General features: G+C 62.5%; 15 protein-coding genes and 1 tRNA gene. 10 read left to right on the top strand and 6 right to left on the bottom strand.

What is annotated here, in order from left to right:
* Nucleotides 1-21 precede the first annotated feature (21 nt).
* The gene (locus tag ACE04A_RS09830; RefSeq protein WP_485820073.1) at nt 22-2,646 is read left to right on the top strand and encodes a S8 family peptidase; all 2,625 of its coding nucleotides are present in this window, start codon (nt 22-24) and stop codon (nt 2,644-2,646) included.
* A gap of 223 nt (nt 2,647-2,869) precedes the next feature.
* On the opposite strand, the gene ACE04A_RS09825 is transcribed toward ACE04A_RS09830, so the two are convergent.
* Nucleotides 2,870-2,945: transfer RNA gene (locus tag ACE04A_RS09825), tRNA-Gly, on the bottom strand.
* 210 nt (nt 2,946-3,155) lie between these two features.
* Between ACE04A_RS09825 and murB the strand changes: the two genes are divergently transcribed.
* Nucleotides 3,156-4,202, top strand: a complete 1,047-nt coding sequence (gene murB, locus ACE04A_RS09820) for a UDP-N-acetylmuramate dehydrogenase (RefSeq protein ID WP_485820072.1) — start codon at nt 3,156-3,158, stop codon at nt 4,200-4,202.
* Between the two features lie 66 nt (nt 4,203-4,268).
* On the opposite strand, the gene dapB is transcribed toward murB, so the two are convergent.
* Together dapB and ACE04A_RS09810 are read right to left on the bottom strand one after the other, a co-directional pair.
* The gene (gene dapB / locus ACE04A_RS09815) at nt 4,269-5,060 is read right to left on the bottom strand and encodes a 4-hydroxy-tetrahydrodipicolinate reductase (RefSeq protein ID WP_259252187.1); all 792 of its coding nucleotides are present in this window, start codon (nt 5,058-5,060) and stop codon (nt 4,269-4,271) included.
* A gap of 18 nt (nt 5,061-5,078) precedes the next feature.
* Nucleotides 5,079-5,615, bottom strand: a complete 537-nt coding sequence (locus ACE04A_RS09810; RefSeq protein WP_279994898.1) for an outer membrane protein assembly factor BamE — start codon at nt 5,613-5,615, stop codon at nt 5,079-5,081.
* A 156-nt stretch (nt 5,616-5,771) separates the two neighbouring features.
* On the opposite strand from ACE04A_RS09810, the gene fur reads away from it, so the two are divergent.
* Nucleotides 5,772-6,191: a ferric iron uptake transcriptional regulator gene (fur, locus tag ACE04A_RS09805; protein ID WP_259252181.1), complete on the top strand. Its 420-nt coding sequence runs from the start codon at nt 5,772-5,774 to the stop codon at nt 6,189-6,191.
* Nucleotides 6,192-6,318: 127 nt separating this feature from the next.
* On the opposite strand, the gene recN is transcribed toward fur, so the two are convergent.
* Both recN and ACE04A_RS09795 read right to left on the bottom strand, forming a co-directional pair.
* Nucleotides 6,319-7,980 (bottom strand): DNA repair protein RecN, encoded by a 1,662-nt coding sequence (recN, locus tag ACE04A_RS09800; protein ID WP_448718647.1) that lies wholly within the window; start codon nt 7,978-7,980, stop codon nt 6,319-6,321.
* Nucleotides 7,981-7,993: 13 nt separating this feature from the next.
* Nucleotides 7,994-8,893, bottom strand: a complete 900-nt coding sequence (locus ACE04A_RS09795; RefSeq protein WP_448718646.1) for an NAD kinase — start codon at nt 8,891-8,893, stop codon at nt 7,994-7,996.
* Between the two features lie 141 nt (nt 8,894-9,034).
* On the opposite strand from ACE04A_RS09795, the gene hrcA reads away from it, so the two are divergent.
* From hrcA to dnaJ, 7 genes are all read left to right on the top strand, one after another.
* Complete coding sequence (gene hrcA, locus ACE04A_RS09790) at nt 9,035-10,039, top strand: heat-inducible transcriptional repressor HrcA (RefSeq protein WP_050447240.1); 1,005 nt, start codon at nt 9,035-9,037, stop codon at nt 10,037-10,039.
* A 45-nt stretch (nt 10,040-10,084) separates the two neighbouring features.
* Nucleotides 10,085-11,209 carry a ferrochelatase gene (gene hemH, locus ACE04A_RS09785; protein ID WP_259252173.1) on the top strand — a complete coding sequence of 375 codons (1,125 nt, stop codon included), beginning with the start codon at nt 10,085-10,087 and terminating at the stop codon, nt 11,207-11,209.
* Nucleotides 11,199-11,435 carry a hypothetical protein gene (locus tag ACE04A_RS09780; protein ID WP_259252169.1) on the top strand — a complete coding sequence of 79 codons (237 nt, stop codon included), beginning with the start codon at nt 11,199-11,201 and terminating at the stop codon, nt 11,433-11,435. The genes hemH and ACE04A_RS09780 overlap by 11 nt, the downstream gene beginning before the upstream one ends.
* Nucleotides 11,436-11,558: 123 nt before the next feature.
* Nucleotides 11,559-12,116, top strand: coding sequence for a nucleotide exchange factor GrpE (gene grpE, locus ACE04A_RS09775; protein ID WP_050447236.1), 558 nt, complete (start codon nt 11,559-11,561; stop codon nt 12,114-12,116).
* Between the two features lie 17 nt (nt 12,117-12,133).
* Nucleotides 12,134-12,538 (top strand): thioredoxin family protein, encoded by a 405-nt coding sequence (locus tag ACE04A_RS09770; protein WP_448718645.1) that lies wholly within the window; start codon nt 12,134-12,136, stop codon nt 12,536-12,538.
* A gap of 80 nt (nt 12,539-12,618) precedes the next feature.
* The gene (gene dnaK, locus ACE04A_RS09765; RefSeq protein ID WP_050447234.1) at nt 12,619-14,544 is read left to right on the top strand and encodes a molecular chaperone DnaK; all 1,926 of its coding nucleotides are present in this window, start codon (nt 12,619-12,621) and stop codon (nt 14,542-14,544) included.
* A gap of 109 nt (nt 14,545-14,653) precedes the next feature.
* Nucleotides 14,654-15,784 carry a molecular chaperone DnaJ gene (gene dnaJ / locus ACE04A_RS09760; RefSeq protein ID WP_259252165.1) on the top strand — a complete coding sequence of 377 codons (1,131 nt, stop codon included), beginning with the start codon at nt 14,654-14,656 and terminating at the stop codon, nt 15,782-15,784.
* Nucleotides 15,785-16,126: 342 nt separating this feature from the next.
* Here dnaJ and ACE04A_RS09755 read toward each other — a convergent pair whose 3' ends face one another.
* Nucleotides 16,127-16,516, bottom strand: a complete 390-nt coding sequence (locus tag ACE04A_RS09755) for a DUF4148 domain-containing protein (protein ID WP_259252162.1) — start codon at nt 16,514-16,516, stop codon at nt 16,127-16,129.
* Nucleotides 16,517-16,754: the final 238 nt, after the last annotated feature.

The raw sequence follows: 16,754 nt of genomic DNA, 5'->3' as shown, positions 1-16,754 counted from the left end.
AAGGCGGATCACTGAATAGCCATGAAAAACAAAATACAGTTATCGATGCTTGCGCTGATGCTCGGCACGGCATTTTCCGCTCCGGGGCACGCCGCACAGGGTGATGAGCCTCGGCCCATCTACATTCGGCTGAAGGCCGAGGCTCCCAATCCGGCCCAGCGCACCGCGCCTGCGCCCGACGTGGCCAACGCGATGGACGCGCTGACTCGCCTGACCCCCGGCATGGAGCCCTTGGTGCCCCTGTCGCCCATGATGCGCAGCCACGAGGATATTGCCGCGCTGGAACGGCATAACCTCACGCGCTACTACAAGATTTCCGCCGAGATGATGCGCGGCCGCGATGCGGAATTGCTGGTCAAGCAGTTGTTGGAAAATCCGCTGGTGGAAAGCGCCCAGATCGAGCCTGTGCCGATGTCGATGGGCGAGGGCCTGGAGGCCGAACCCGTCATGGAGATTACGCGCGCCGCGTCCGGCCCGCCGGACTACAGCAAGTGCGACGGCGCTCTTGCGCCGACTTGCCAAAACTATATGCAGTCGCCCACGCCCGGTTATTGGCCGCTGGGTGGCGTCAACGCCTTCGAGGCGCAGCGCCTGACCGGTCACTATGGCGAAAACGTCCGTGTCATTTCCAACGAGATCGGGCATTGGGACTTCGATCATCTGGACCTGCCCAAGCCTTTCCTGCACCACGGTAGCTATGTGCAGAAGCCTGATTCCCACGACACCATGTCGGCCGGCATCATGTTCGGCCAGAACAATGGCTATGGCGTGACCGGCATCGTGCCGCAAGCCCAGGCCGGCTATACCAAGTACAGCCCCAGCGGCATGATCGACCTGCGCAACGTGCTGCAGGCTGGCGACGTGGTGCAGATCGGCGTGCAATACAAGTTCAGCAATGGCTGCGGGCCCACCACCGCTTGCTTCCTGCCGGTGGAGCACGTGGATGTGGTGTATGACGCCATTTCTTATTTGACCCAGGAAAAGGGCGTGCACGTCATCCTGGCGGCGGCCAATGGCAGCGCCAACCTGGATGATCCCTATCACCGTGGGCGCTATGACCGTACCAAGCGTGATTCAGGCGCCATTTATGTGGGCGCGGCCGATCCGATGCTGGGCAGTACTGCGTGGTTCTCGGAATACGGCAGCCGCGTGGACACTTTCAGCTGGGGCGGGCGCGTGACGACCACGGACTGGAAGGACGGTCAGCACAATCTGTACACGACGGCTTACAGCGGCACGTCGTCCGCCAACCCCATCATCGCAGGCAGCGTGGCGTGGTTGCAGAGCCTGGCGCGCGAGCGTGGCCTGGGCAATATTCCCCCCAAGGTCATGCGGCAGATCCTGGTGGACAGCGGCAACCCGGTGCCGATCGTTGATCCGGCTCGCCCCATCGGTGTACAACCCGACCTGGTCCGCGCGGCGGAACTGCTGGGCGGCGACAGCATCGGTGGCCAGGCGCCGCAGGCGCATGTCAACGGTTCGGCGCAAGCCAATGCGGGCGACAAGGTAGTGCTGTCGGCAACTGAATCGACCGGCAAGGACCTGGCCTATGCCTGGAGCAGCCAGCCTGCGCTGAAGTTCGTCGAACAAGGCGTCAAGGCCAGCTTCGTCGCGCCGGAAAACACGAAGGACGTTGCCTACCGCATCACGCTCAAAGTGACCGACTCGCAAGGGCGCAGCGCCACTACGCACCATGGCGTGCTGGTCAAGGCGAAGGCGGCCGGTGTGTGCGCCAACGCGCCTGCCTGGGATGCCCGCAAGGTGTACAACGTGCCGAACGAGGCGGTGTCGTACAACGGCAAGGTTTATCACCAGAACTACTGGAACGTGGATGCCGCGCCGGACAAGAACTCGGCCCAGTACGGCAAGCCGTGGAAAATGCCCGAAGCTTGCGATCTGGAGCCGGCACCCGTGCCGCTTCCGGTTGCGCGTATCAGCGGCCCGCCCGAAGTCAAGGCGTTGCAAGTGGCCACGTTGTCAGCCACCGGTTCCACGGGCCAGGGCCTGAAGTATGTGTGGACGAGCCTGGATGACATCGCTTTGCAAGGCAATGGCGCAACCGTCACGTTCTATGGCCCGCCGCTGGGCGAGGACCGTAACCTGACGTTCAAGCTTGCCGTGACCGACGATCGCGGTCGTACCGCCACCGCCAGCCACGTAGTCAAGGCCAAGGCCAAAGAGGTGGTGCCCGAAGTGATTGCGCCGCAAGCCAAGCTGAGCGGCCCTGCCACGGTCAAGAGCGGCGAGCGCGTCGTCTTGTCGGGCAAGGCGTCCACCGGTACGGACCTGCGCTACCGCTGGACTGTGCCCGCGGGCATTTCCGCCGGGGCGCTGGACCAGGCGGACATCAGTTTCGTCGCACCGTCCACCGCGAAGGACACGCCTTACCGCTTTACGCTGACGGTCAGCAACTCGCGCGGCGAAGTCCAGGCCAGCCACACCGTGACGGTGTTGGCGAAGCCTGCCGTGGGCGGATACCCCCAGTACAAGGCGGGCACGATCTACAAAGCGGGTGATAAGGTCGTGAACGTGGGCAAGACGTTTGAATGCAAGATATTCCCCTACAGCGGCTGGTGCAGCCAGTCGCCTTCGCACTATGCACCCGGTACGGGTTCGCATTGGCGCGATGCGTGGATTCAGCGATAAGTCTTCCATCGACCAAGCCTGACGCGATTGCCGCGTGAAGCACCGCAGCCTCTGCCGGTTTTCTGGCGGGGGCGTTTTTTTTGGGGAAGGAGGAGGGGGCTCGCGCGCGAACGCGAATGCGCGGCGGAAATGAAAAAAGGGCCGGACAACGTGTGTCGGGCCCTTCTTGGTGACTTTCAGTGTTCATGAACGCTTGGATTCTTGAACGCTGCAAATCTGAATTTGGAGCGGGAGACGAGTCTCGAACTCGCGACCTCAACCTTGGCAAGGTTGCGCTCTACCAACTGAGCTACTCCCGCATGGGTTCCGTCATGAACTACTCAGAACCTGTTTCTTATTCACTCTGATCAACTTGGTTATCGATCAGAAGGCGCGCATCTTACATGATTTTTTTGAGCTTGTCATTTGAGTTTGGTACTTGGCCGAACCAATGGCCAGTGGGCTAAACCCAAACACTCAATCAAGTAATATGAGCGAAGACAGAAACTATAGCATAACCCGTAGCACCCATGTCAACTCACTCTGCTATCGAATCGGCGCCAAACGCGCTGACTCCCGTTGCCCAAGACCTGAGCCCGCTGAATACGCTGGGATTGGCGTCACGAGCCGAAGCGTTCGTATCGCTGGACGACGTGTCCCAACTGCCGGCCTTGTCCGATCTGGCGCGGCGCGCGGATAGCCTCTTGGTGCTGGGCGGCGGCAGCAATCTGGTGTTGCCCGAGCGCGTTCCCGGGCTGGTGGCCAAGGTGGCGTTCAAGGGCGTGCGCCTGCTGCAAGACCTGCCGGACGCCTGGCTGGTTGAGGCGGCGGGCGGGGAAAACTGGCACGGCTTTGTTGAGCAATGTGTGGCGCAAGGTTGGGATGGGCTGGAAAACCTGGCGCTGATTCCGGGCACGGTTGGGGCAGCGCCGGTGCAGAACATTGGCGCGTACGGGGTTGAGTTTGAAGAACGGTTTCACAGCCTGACCGCCTGGGATGTCCCGGCGGGGCGGTTTGTTGAGATGGGGCCGTCCGACTGCCGTTTTTATTATCGCGACAGCGCCTTCAAGCACGACGCGCCGGGCCGCTGGATCATCGTCAGCGTGCGCTTCGCCTTGCCCCGGCCTTGGCGTCCCGTGCTGGGCTATCCCGACCTGCAACGTCACGAGCGGCTTGCCCAGGGTGCGCCGACTGCGCGGGACATCTTCGATGCGGTGTGCGACATCCGCCGAGCGAAGTTGCCGGATCCTGCCGTGACCGGCAACGCCGGCAGCTTTTTCAAGAACCCGATCGTTGAGGCGGATGTGCGCGACAGTCTGGCCCAGCAGTTCCAGGGCTTGGTGTCCTACGCGCAGCCCGACGGCCGCTACAAGCTGGCGGCGGGCTGGCTGATCGACCAATGTGGTTGGAAAGGGCAGGCGCTGGGAGCGGCCGGCGTGCATGACCGGCAGGCGCTGGTGCTGGTGAACCGCGGCGGCGCCAAGGCTGCCGACATCATGGCTCTGGCGCGTGCGATTCAAGCGTCGGTGCAGGCGCGATACGGTGTCAGGTTGGAGCCTGAGCCGGTGGTGGTCTAGGGCAATTCGGTGCGCGCATTAAAAAAGGATCCCGTGGGGATCCTTTTTTGTTGGAAGGGCGCAGGCTTAGAGGCCCAGCACGGATTGCATGTCGTACAGGCCGTTGTGCTTGTCTTCCAGGAAGCGGGCTGCGCGCAGCGCGCCTTCCGCGTAGGTGGCGCGGCTGCCGGAGCGATGCGTGATTTCAATGCGCTCGCCAATGCCGCAGAACGATACGGTGTGGTCGCCCACGATGTCGCCGCCCCGCAGGACCGAGAAGCCGATGGTGCCGGGCTTGCGCACACCGGTGTCGCCATGGCGGCTCCAGGTGGCCACGTCGGGCAGCGCCACGTCCCACGCGGACGCGATGGTTTCGCCCATCTTCAGCGCGGTGCCCGAGGGCGCGTCGACCTTGTTGCGGTGGTGTGCTTCGAACACCTCGACGTCGTAGCCCGAGTTCAGGATGCGGGCAGCCATGTCCAGCAGCTTGAGCGTGGCGTTGACGCCCACGCTCATGTTGGGCGCGAACACGATGGCGATTTTTTGCGCGGCCACTTCGATGGCGGCGCGGCCGTTGTCGTCGAACCCGGTGGTGCCGATGACGGCGCGCGTGCCGTGCTTCACGCAGGCTTGCAGATGTTCGAGCGTGCCTTCGGGCCGGGTGAAATCGATCAGGCAATCGGCATTGGCCAGTGCGTCGAGATCATCGGTGATGAGCACACCGGTTTGCTGACCCAGCGGGGCGCCCGCGTCCTGGCCCAGGGAGGTCGAGCCCTTGCGGTCCAGCGCAACCGTCAATTGCAGGTCGGAGGACTTGAGGATGGCGTCGATCAACATCTGGCCCATACGGCCGCTTGCGCCGGCAATTGCAATACGCATGAAAAAAATCCTTGGAAGTTACCGGAGCGGCTCGGGCGCGTTGCCGGGCTGGCCGGGGTACTGGTCCAGCGGGCTGACGGGGGCGTCGGCATCACGCTTTTCCAGGTCTTGCTCTTGCTTGATCCGGGCTTCGTCCTGATCCAGGCGCTTGTCCGCCTTTTCGTCGGCGGTGCTGCTGGGCGTGTTCAGCTGATAGGGTTGCAGGTCAGGCTGCTTGTCGCCTTCCCAGCGGGTCAGGCGATCGTTTTCGAACCAGACGGTGAACTTGCGTTCACGCGCTTCGCCGTAGCCGGGCTTGTAATAGTAGGGGTAGTCCCAGCGGTTGGCGTGCAGCACGCTGGTAAGCGTGGGGCTGCCCAGCGCAAAGCGGACTTGCTCGCGGGTCATGCCGGGCTGCAACAGCGCGACTTGTTCCTGGGTGATCCAGTTGCCTTGCTGGACACCGGCTTTGTAGGGGAAGCCCCACTTGTCCCCCGAGCAGCCGGCAAGGGCGATGGCCAGGGCGGCGACGGCCAATCCGGTCTTCAGCGAGCGGGAGGGAATTCGTGCAATCATGGACACTACGCGCCCCTATTATTTGGAAGCAGACAAAACCGTTATCATAAAGGTTTCATAAGGATAGTTCCGCGAGGCGGCATGAAATCAGGTGAGCCGGCTCGCGGTGCACCCTTGAACCTGCCCATGCCTACGCGGACGGAGAGCGATTACACCATGAGCGACCAAAGCGAACTGAAGAACATGGGTTTGAAGGCGACGTTTCCGCGCCTGAAAATTCTTGATATTTTCCGGAAGTCCGACCTGCGCCACCTCAGCGCCGAAGATGTTTACCGCGCCCTGATCGGCGAAAACGTCGAAATCGGCCTGGCGACCGTCTACCGCGTGCTGACGCAGTTTGAACAGGCAGGCATCCTGGCTCGCAGCCAGTTCGACAGCGGCAAGGCCGTCTTCGAACTGAACGACGGCGACCACCACGATCACCTGATCTGCACGAATTGCGGCACGGTGGTCGAGTTCTCGGATCCGGACATCGAAAAGCGCCAGCAGAAAATCGCCAAGGACAACGGTTTCGCGCTGGAAAGCCACGCGATGGTGTTGTACGGCGTGTGCAGCACGTGCTTGAAAGGGCGCTAAACCGCTAGCGTTCGCCCCACGGTCTGTGGCCGCGCTCGCTGCGGGCCAGTGAGATCAAAAGCCCCTTTTAGAAGAAGGGGCTTTTTTTATGTCTGTTCGGTATGCGAGAACCTGAACCCGCACGGCGTCAGGCGGCGGGCTGGCCGAAACCTTCCAGCATTTCGCGGGCGTGTTCGCGGGTGGTCGCGGTGAGCTTGATGCCGCCCAGCATGCGGGCGATTTCCTCGACGCGCGCCGCGGCGTCCAGCTCTTCGATGCTGGAGCGCGTGGTGCCGCGCGATTCCGCCTTGCTGACCAGGAACTGGTTGTTGGCGCAAGCCGCCACTTGGGGCAGGTGGGTCACGCACAGCACTTGATGGCGTTCGCCCAGTTCGCGCAACAATTTGCCCACGGCTTCGGCCACCGCGCCACCCACACCGCTGTCGACCTCGTCGAAGATCAACGTAGGCACGCGCGCCGCGCGGCTGGCGATGACGGACAGCGCGAGTGAAATACGTGACAACTCGCCGCCCGAAGCCACCTTGGCCAAGTGGCGCGGCGTGGTGCCGGCGTGGCCGGCCACCAGGAATTCCACCTGCTCGTTGCCGTGCGCGGACGGCGCGCCGGGCGTCAGCGTGGGTTCAAACTTGCCGCCTTGCATGGCCAGCGTCTGCATGGCCAGCGTGACTTGCTTGCCAAGGTCTTTGGCCACCTTGCGGCGGGCCGTCGTCAGCTTGGCGGCGGCGGCGTCGTATTGCGCTTGGGCGGCTGTCGACTGGGCACGCAGCGCGTCGATGTCGCCCGCCGCTTGCAGCGCAGTCAGTTCGGCATGCAGGGAATCGCGCAGTTCGCACAGCGCGTCGGGCTCGACCCGGAATTTCCGCGCGGTTTCAAACACCAGGCCCAGGCGCGCTTCCACGTCGGCCAGCCGCTTGGGGTCAAGGTCGACACGGCTGACATAGTTGTTCAAGTCGGACACGGCTTCGCTGATGGCGATGCGGGCGGACTCCAGTTCGTCGTACACCCCTTGCAGGCCGGGGTCGTGCCGCAGCAGTTGGTGAATGCGGTGATTGGCGGCGGTGACGCGGTGGTGCGCGGAATCGCCTTCGCCATCCAGCCCTTCCAGGATTTGCGAGGCGCCGTCCAGCAGCGACTGGGAATGCGACAGGCGCGTGTGCTCGGATTGCAGGGCGTCCCATTCGTCCGGCCCCAGCGCCAATTGGTCAAGCTCATCAACCTGCCATTGCAGGCGGTCGCGCTCGTTAGCCAAGCTAGCGGCGTCTTTTTCGGCGGCTTCCAATTGGCGTGCCAGCGCACGCCATTGCTTCCAGGCCTGGCCCACGGCCTGGCGCAGATCGCCATGGCCGCCGTGGGCGTCAAGCAGATCGCGTTGGGCGTCGGGGCGCATCAGGCTTTGATGGGCGTGCTGGCCGTGGATGTCGACCAGGCTGTCGCCCAGCTCGCGTAATTGCCCCACGGTGGCCGGCGTGCCGTTGATATAGGCGCGGCTGCGTCCTTGCGCGTCGATGACGCGGCGCAGCGACAGTTCGTCGTCGGCGTCTATTTCGCGTTCGGCCAGCCAGGCGTGCAGTGACTTGGGGGTGTCGAACACCGCGGTGATGTCGGCGCGCGGCGCCCCTTCGCGCAGCATGCTGGCGTCGCCGCGTTCGCCAAGCGTCAACGCCAGGGCGTCCACCAGGATGGATTTGCCGGCGCCGGTCTCGCCGGAGAACACGGTAAAACCCGAGCCGAAATGGATCTCGGTTTGCTCAACAATGACGAAGTCGCGGATATGCAGGGTGCGCAGCATGTCGGGGCGCTTACTACTCTACGTTGTCGGTGGCTTGGGGCATCAGGTTCCAGTGCAGCTTGCGGCGCAGGGTGGAAAAGAAGCTGTAGCCCTCGGGATGCACGAAGCGGATGGTGTGCGGCGCGCGCTGCACGACGATACGGTCGCCGGGTTGCAGGTCCGACCAGGTCTGCATGTCGAAATGCACGCTGGCGCCGACTTCCACGCGGCCCATGGCGGTAAGCGTCATGTTCAGCACGCCGGTGTCGGGTATGACGATAGGGCGGTTCGACAGCGTTTGCGGCGCCACGGGCACCAGCACCATGGCGTTCAAGCCGGGGTGCAGGATGGGGCCGTTGGCCGACAGCGCATAGGCCGTTGAGCCGGTGGGCGTGGCGATGATCAGGCCGTCGGCGCGCTGCGTGTACATGAAAGCGCCGTCCAGTTCGACGCGCACTTCAATCATGCCGCCGCGTCCGGCGCGGTTCAGCACGACGTCGTTGAGTGCCGACGCCGAATACATTTTCTGGTCGCCGCGCCACACGCTGCCTTCGAGCAGCATGCGTTCTTCGATCTGGAAGCTGCCTTCCAGCACGCGGGCCAAGGCGCCGTGCGCGTCCTGCAAGGGAATATCGGTAATGAAGCCCAGCCGTCCATGGTTGATGCCCACCAGCGGCACGCCGTAGGGCGCCAGATGCCGGCCCGCGCCCAGCACGGTGCCGTCGCCGCCCATCACGACGGCCAGCGCCGCATTCTGGCCAATCTCTTCGAGGGTAGCCACCGGGTATTCGGTCAGGCCCGTGTTGCGGGCGGTGTCCGCATCGATGAGCACATGCCTGCCCGCTTGCGTCAGCGCGTGCGCAAGGGCTCTCAGCGGGGTGTCCAGGCCAGTGTCCTGGTATCTGCCGATCAGGGCGACGGTAGGAAAGTGCATGGATGCGGGTGAATCAAAAAGGCGGGACCCGAAGGTCAAAATCTACCCGGAATGGGCGGATTAGCCGATTATATGGGGCCGCATATCGGCTTGCGGGACAAAAATCGCCTTAATTGGAAAAGATTCCCTAAAATACCTGCTATGGATGACCGCGCACGCGCACTACTGAAAGCGTTGATAGAACGCTACATCGCCGATGGGCAGCCTGTCGGCTCGCGGACGCTATCGAAAGTCTTCGACTTGTCCCCAGCCACCATCCGCAATGTCATGGCGGATCTGGAAGAGCTGGGGCTGATCCATAGCCCGCACACCTCCGCCGGCCGCGTTCCCACGCCGCGGGGCTATCGCATGTTCGTCGATTCCCTGCTGGCCGTTCAGCAGTATCAATTGCAGCCTCACAACATCGGCGAAATGCTGTCGGCCGCGGAACCCACCCGTGCCGTCAATGCGGCCGCCGCCTTGCTGTCGAACCTCACGCAGTTTGCCGGCGTGGTGCTGACGCCCAAGCGCGCCCAGGTGTTTCGCCAGATTGAATTCATTCGGCTGTCCGACAAGCGCGTGTTGCTGATCATCGTCACGCCGGACGGCGACGTCCAGAACCGCATTCTGTTCGTACAGCGCGACTACGCCGAAGCCGAATTGCTGGAAGCCGGCAATTTCTTCAACATGCACTTCGCGGGAAAATCCTTCAACGCGGTGCGCCAGACGCTGTCCACGGAACTGGCACAACTGCGCGAAGACATCTCGCGCTTGATGCAGGCGGCGGTCGAGGCCAGCGCCGAAGCCGCCGAGGACGGCGACGCCATGGTCATTTCCGGCGAGCGCAAGCTGCTGGACGTGACCGACATCGCGTCCGACATGGACCGCCTGCGCAAGATGTTCTCGCTGTTCGAAAAAAAGACCGATCTGCTTCAACTGCTGGACGTGTCCAGCCGCGCGCAGGGCGTGCAGATCTATATCGGTGGCGATTCCCAGTTGGTGCCGATGGAAGAGGTTTCGGTCATCACGGCGCCTTACGGCGTGGACGGCAAGGTGGTGGGCACGCTGGGAGTCATCGGCCCCACCCGCATGGCGTACGAGCGCGTGATTCCCATTGTGGACATTACCGCTCGCCTGCTGTCCAACGCGCTCAGCCACAATCAGTAGTTCCATTCAAAGCTGCATCCTCCTTGCGGAGGAAGGGGAGTTTTTGTGTTTCTTCGCCTGTTCAAGTATCTGTGGCCTGAACGCTACCTGCCGGAAGCCGAGCAGGACGACCCCTTCAACGAAGACCCGCCTGCCCGCGCGCCGAGCAAGGTCGGGGTGCTGCTGGTCAACCTTGGCACGCCGGATACCCCGGATATCCCGGGCATCCGCAAATACCTGGGTGAGTTCCTGTCCGACCCGCGCGTCATTGAAATCCCCCGCTATCTCTGGAAGCCCATTCTGCATGGGCTGGTACTGACCTTGCGTCCCAAGAAGCTCGCGCCGCGTTATGCCGGCGTCTGGCTGAAGGACGGCTCGCCGCTTATGGTTTACAGCCGGCGGCAGGCGGATGGCGTGCGTGCCGCGCTGGAAGTGGCGGGCATCGACGCCGTGGTCGAATTGGGCATGCGCTATGGCAACCCGTCCATTCCGGATGCGATCTCCCGTTTGCGCGCGGCCGGTTGCGAGCGCATCCTGACCGTGCCGCTGTACCCGCAGTACGCCGCCAGCACCACCGCCACCGTGGTGGACGCCGTGACCCGGCATGCCGCGCGCTTGCGCGACCAGCCCGAACTGCGCTTCACCAAGCGGTTCCACGAAGACCCGCTCTGGCTGGACCCGCTGGCTGCCCGCATCGAATCCTTCTGGCGCGACCACGGCAAGCCGCAGAAACTGGTCATGAGCTTCCACGGTTTGCCGCGTTATTCCATTGAGCTGGGCGACCCTTATTACCGCGATTGCATGGAATCGGCACGCCTGCTGTCGCAGCGCCTGTCCCTGCCGCGCGAGCAGATTGAAGTGACTTTCCAAAGCCGCTTCGGCACGGCCCGTTGGCTCGAACCCTATACCGAGCCCACGCTCAAGGCCTTGGCCGCTTCGGGGGTCACCGAGGTGGATGTGGTGTGCCCGGGATTTGTGGCAGACTGTCTGGAAACCCTGGAAGAGATCAGCCTGGAATGCCGCGACGCCTTTATCGAGGCGGGCGGCAAGCAGTTTCGGTACATACCCGCGCTGAACGATGATCCCGCGTGGATCGCCGGCTTGGCCACTTTGGTGGAACGAAACTTGCAGGGTTGGCCGTTGAAGATCCAGGTCAACACGGACTTGAAGGAGAAGGCGCATGCACCATGATCCCAAGAGCGGCAAGGATGTGAAAAAGGGGACGGTTGCGACCCCGGTGGACGAGGATCAGGTCGAGCATGACCTGGACGAAGCGCTGGCGGAGACCTTCCCGGCCAGCGACCCCATCGCGATCCGTCCGGAACCGGACGACGACGACAAGCAGGTTGACCGCGCGCTGAAGGAAAGCTTTCCGGCCAGCGACCCGGTTGCGCCCGCACAGCCCCACAAAAAGTAAGCGGCCCAGCCCGCCCCGGCCTGGGCGGGCGCCGTCAGGGAATATTTCGCTTTCCCGGGCTTGAAATAGGGGTATTGGCCCCCATTCATGTCTGCGAAAGCCATTCTTTTTGGAGGATTCCCCATGACGGCACCCCACGAGCCTGCAGATCAGACGCCCGAAGTCGGCCAAAACGCCGACGCGGCCCCCGCCGCCCAGGACGACGCTCAGGCCGAGCTGAACGAGTTGCGCGCCCAGTTGGACGCCGCCCAGGCTACCGTCAATGAGCAGCACGACCAGCTTCTGCGTGTGCAAGCCGAAGCTGAAAACGTGCGCCGCCGCGCCCAGGAAGAAGTGTCCAAGGCGCGCAAATTCGGCATCGAATCGTTTGCCGAGAGCCTGGTTCCGGTCAAAGACAGCCTGGAAGCCGCGTTGGCCCAGCCCGACCAGACCGTTCAGACCCTGCGCGAAGGCGTCGAAGTGACCCTGAAGCAGTTGTCCGCCGCGTTCGAGCGCAACATGCTGAAGGACATCGCGCCGGCCCAGGGCGACAAGTTCGACCCGCACCTGCATCAGGCAATTTCGTCGATTCCCCATGAGCAGCCCGCCAATACCGTGGTGCAGTTGCTGCAAAAGGGCTACGTCATTGCCGACCGCACGTTGCGCCCGGCGCTGGTGGTTGTGTCCGCCGGCCAAGGCTGAACCGCTCCCCGCGCGCCATGACCGACCCCCGCTTCGATCCGGCTCAAGTCTTCCAGGTGTTCGGCATGCGTCATGTCGACACCGCGGGATTCGACGCCGCCGTGGTCCAGGCGCCGGGAACGGATCTGCGTTGCGTGTTTTTGTGGGGGCAGGATTGCTATAACTGCAATCTTTTCAAGCAGGCGGCGCTGCTGCACCAGGATAGTTTGTTGAGCCTGGGCTTGACCTGGTTCGAGGCTGACGTCTACGCCGACGAACCATTGGGCCGGCGCTTTTCGCTGCATGGTGTCCCCACTTTTGTGCTGTATCGGGCCGGCAAACGGTTGGGGCGCATCACCGGTTGGCCCGGATTGCCCCAATTCACGGCGGCGATCCAGCGCTTGCAGGATCCGATTGCGGAAAATTCAAGCCAGACGTCTTGAAAACCCTGCGAGCAACCCCAGTTATGTGGGGACAAGAAGTTTTCCTCTATTTTCATAGATTTAATTCAAGGTAACCCACCATGAGCAAGATTATTGGCATTGACCTGGGCACGACCAACAGCTGCGTGGCTGTCATGGACGGCGGGCAGGTCAAAATCATTGAAAACGCGGAAGGCACTCGCACCACTCCCTCGATCGTCGCCTACATGGACGACGGCGAGACGTTGGTCGGCGCGCCTGCCAAGCGTCAGGCCGTGACCAACCCGCGCAACACGCTGTACGCGGTGAAGCGCCTGATCGGCCGCAAGTTCGAAGAAAAGGCAGTGCAAAAGGACATCGATCTGATGCCCTACACCATTGCCCGCGCCGACAACGGCGACGCCTGGGTGGAAGTGCGCGGCAAGAAGATGGCGCCTCCCCAAGTGTCGGCCGACGTGCTGCGCAAGATGAAGAAGACCGCTGAGGACTACCTGGGCGAAGAAGTGACCGAGGCCGTCATCACGGTGCCCGCCTACTTCAACGACAGCCAGCGCCAAGCCACCAAGGACGCCGGCCGCATCGCCGGTCTGGAAGTCAAGCGCATCATCAACGAACCCACCGCGGCTGCATTGGCCTTCGGTCTGGACAAGACCGAAAAGGGCGACCGCAAGATCGCCGTCTATGACTTGGGTGGCGGCACTTTCGACGTGTCCATCATCGAAATCGCTGACGTCGACGGTGAAAAGCAGTTTGAAGTGCTGTCGACCAACGGTGACACCTTCCTGGGCGGCGAAGACTTCGACCAGCGCATCATTGACTACATCATTGCCGAGTTCAAGAAAGAACAAGGCGTTGATCTGTCCAAGGACGTGCTGGCCCTGCAACGCCTGAAGGAAGCGGCTGAAAAGGCCAAGATCGAACTGTCTTCGGCGCAGCAAACCGAAATCAACCTGCCGTACATCACGGCGGACGCCTCGGGCCCGAAGCACTTGAACCTGAAGATCTCGCGCGCCAAGCTGGAAGCGCTGGTCGAAGAACTGATCGAACGCACGATCGAACCCTGCCGCGTCGCCATCAAGGACGCCGGCGTGAAGGTTTCCGACATCGACGACGTGATCCTGGTCGGCGGCATGACCCGCATGCCCAAGGTTCAGGAAAAGGTGAAGGAATTCTTCGGCAAGGAACCGCGCAAGGACGTGAACCCTGACGAAGCCGTCGCCGCTGGCGCCGCCATTCAAGGTTCCGTGCTGTCGGGCGATCGCAAGGACGTGCTGCTGCTGGACGTGACGCCGCTGTCGCTGGGTATCGAAACCCTGGGCGGCGTGATGACGAAGATGATCCAGAAGAACACGACGATCCCGACCCGGTTCTCGCAAACCTTCTCGACCGCTGACGACAACCAGCCAGCCGTGACGATCAAGGTGTTCCAGGGCGAACGCGAAATCGCCGCGGGCAACAAGGCGCTGGGCGAGTTCAACCTTGAAGGGATCCCGCCGTCGCCGCGTGGCATGCCGCAGATCGAAGTCACGTTCGACATCGACGCCAACGGCATCCTGCACGTGTCCGCGAAAGACAAGGGCACCGGCAAGGAAAACAAGATCACCATCAAGGCCAACTCGGGTCTGTCGGAAGACGAGATCCAGCGCATGGTCAAGGATGCCGAGGCCAACGCCGAGGAAGATCACCGCGTTGCCGAGCTGGCTCAGTCGCGCAACCAGGCCGACGCGCTGGTGCACGCCACCCGCAAGTCGTTGACCGAGTACGGCGACAAGCTCGAGGCTTCCGAAAAGGAAAGCATCGAGGCCGCCATCAAGGACCTGGAAGACACGCTGAAGGAAGGCGACAAGGCCGCGATCGACGCCAAGGTGGAAGCCCTGTCGACCGCATCGCAGAAGCTGGGCGAAAAGATGTACGCCGACATGCAGGCGCAGCAAGCCGCCGGCCAGCAGCAAGCGGCCGATAACGCGAAGCCGGTGGACGACAACGTCGTTGACGCCGACTTCAAGGAAGTCAAGCGCGACCAATAATGGCCGGGCGCTGACCAGCCTCTGCCGCCCGGTAGCCGGAGAAATCCGCCTACCGGGCGTACTCATTCTGTAGCACTGAAAAGATGGCTCTTTTTTGAGCCCACGGATCATGGCAAAACGCGACTATTACGAAGTTCTGGGCGTGGCAAAGAACGCCTCGGACGACGAACTCAAGAAGGCCTATCGAAAGCTGGCCATGAAATACCACCCGGACCGCAATCCGGACAGCAAAGAAGCCGAAGAGAAGTTCAAGGAAGCCAAGGAAGCCTACGAGGTCCTGGGCGATGAACAGAAGCGTGCCGCGTATGACCGCTACGGCCATGCGGGCGTGGACCCCAATTCCGCCGGCATGGGCGGGGCGGGGATGGGCGGCGGTTTCGCCGACGCCTTCGGCGACATTTTTGGCGAGATCTTTGGCGGCGGCGGCGGTGGCCGTCGTGGCGGCGGCCCGCAGGTGTACCGCGGCGCCGACCTCAAGTACGCGCTGGAAATCACGTTGGAACAGGCCGCGGCCGGGTTCGACACTGAAATCCGCGTACCGAGCTGGGAACACTGCGATACCTGCCACGGCTCTGGCGCCAAGGCCGGCACATCGCCCAAGACCTGCCGCACCTGCGGGGGTTCGGGCGCGGTGCGCATGCAGCAGGGTTTCTTCAGCGTGCAGCAAACCTGCCCGACCTGCCACGGCAACGGCAAGGAAATCACTGATCCCTGCCCGGCGTGCGACGGCGTGGGTCGTATCCGCCGCAACAAGACGCTGCAGGTGAAGATTCCGGCCGGTATCGATGACGGCATGCGTATCCGCTCCAGCGGCAATGGCGAACCGGGCATCAACGGCGGTCCTCCGGGCGACTTGTATGTGGAAATCCACATCAAGCAGCACAAGATCTTCCAGCGCGATGGCGACGACCTGCACTGCGAGCTGACCATTCCGTTCACCACGGCGGCGTTGGGCGGCGAATTGCAGGTGCCGACGTTGGGCGGCAAGGCCGAGATTTCGATTCCCGAGGGCACGCAGTCCGGTAAAACCTTCCGTTTGCGCGGCAAGGGTATTCGCGGCGTGCGGGGCAGCTATCCGGGTGATCTGTACTGCCACGTGGTGGTGGAAACGCCGGTGCGCCTGAGCGAGGACCAAAAGAGCATCCTGCGCCAGTTCGAGACGTCGCTGAACGACGGGGGCGATCGCCACTCGCCGCAAAGCAAGTCCTGGACGGATCGGGTGAAGGAGTTCTTCAGCTGATAGGGCTGGGGGATGGGAAAAAGCCGCGAATTTGGTCGCGGCTTTTTTTTGGGTTTTTGCGGGGGATTTTGTTGGTTCTTGAGGGGGATTTGTGTGGGGTTGGGCGCTGCTTGATGGGTTGCGCGCGATGGAGGTTGGCATGCTGATGGCGGGGGGCTCGCGCTTCACCCATCCTACGTAATAGAAAGGCCGCGGTTTTATGCCGCGGCCTTGGTGCTGCTACTGCTACTACTCTACTGCTACTACTTCTACTTCTACTGCTACTGCGGTTGCCGCTGTGCCTTAAAAAACCGGTCCCAGGCCATGATGCCGCCTGAGACCGGCCGGGCTACAGCAAGCAGCTCACCGGGTGGTCGGCGGGTAGTCGAGCTCGCCGAACGTATATTGGCCGCTGGCCTTGGCTTGGGCCAGTTCTTGCTGGACGTCGGCGCGGGTCTTCACGCTGGCCGGCGCTGCATGGGTGGGCGGGTATTCGAGTTCGCCGAAGGTGTATTCGCCGCTGATCTTGGCTTGTTGCAACTGGGCTTGCACGTCTTGCGCGCTCAAGCTGGCGGCTTGGGGCAGGGCGGGCGGGTAGTCCAGTTCGCCAAACGTGTATTGGCCGTTGGCCTTGGCTTGCTGCAATTCGGTCGCGACCTGGTCGCGGGTCTTGGCTTGTTCAACGCCGGCGGCTTGGGCGCCAACGCCAACCAAAGCCAGGGATAGCAGCAGGGTGGTGGTTAGGGTTTTCATGATTGAGACCTCCGTGTCATCTTGGATGGGAGCGAATTCGGCATTACCGTCGTGGTTCGTTTTTTGTTCCCGATGACCGAATTCTGCGCGCTATCTCACCTGGGATAAACCCTTAATACCTGAAAACATCTTTCCAAATAGTCGAGTAATACGTTCAATTTTGGAAAATCTCCCCGTTTTTCGTAGGGTTATGCATGCCCGGGCAAGCTGATGGATGGCCCGGTGCATATCCGCTGAT

This window comes from Achromobacter colocynthidis, assembly GCF_057334535.1.
This window is presented reverse-complemented; position numbering and strand designations above follow the sequence as displayed.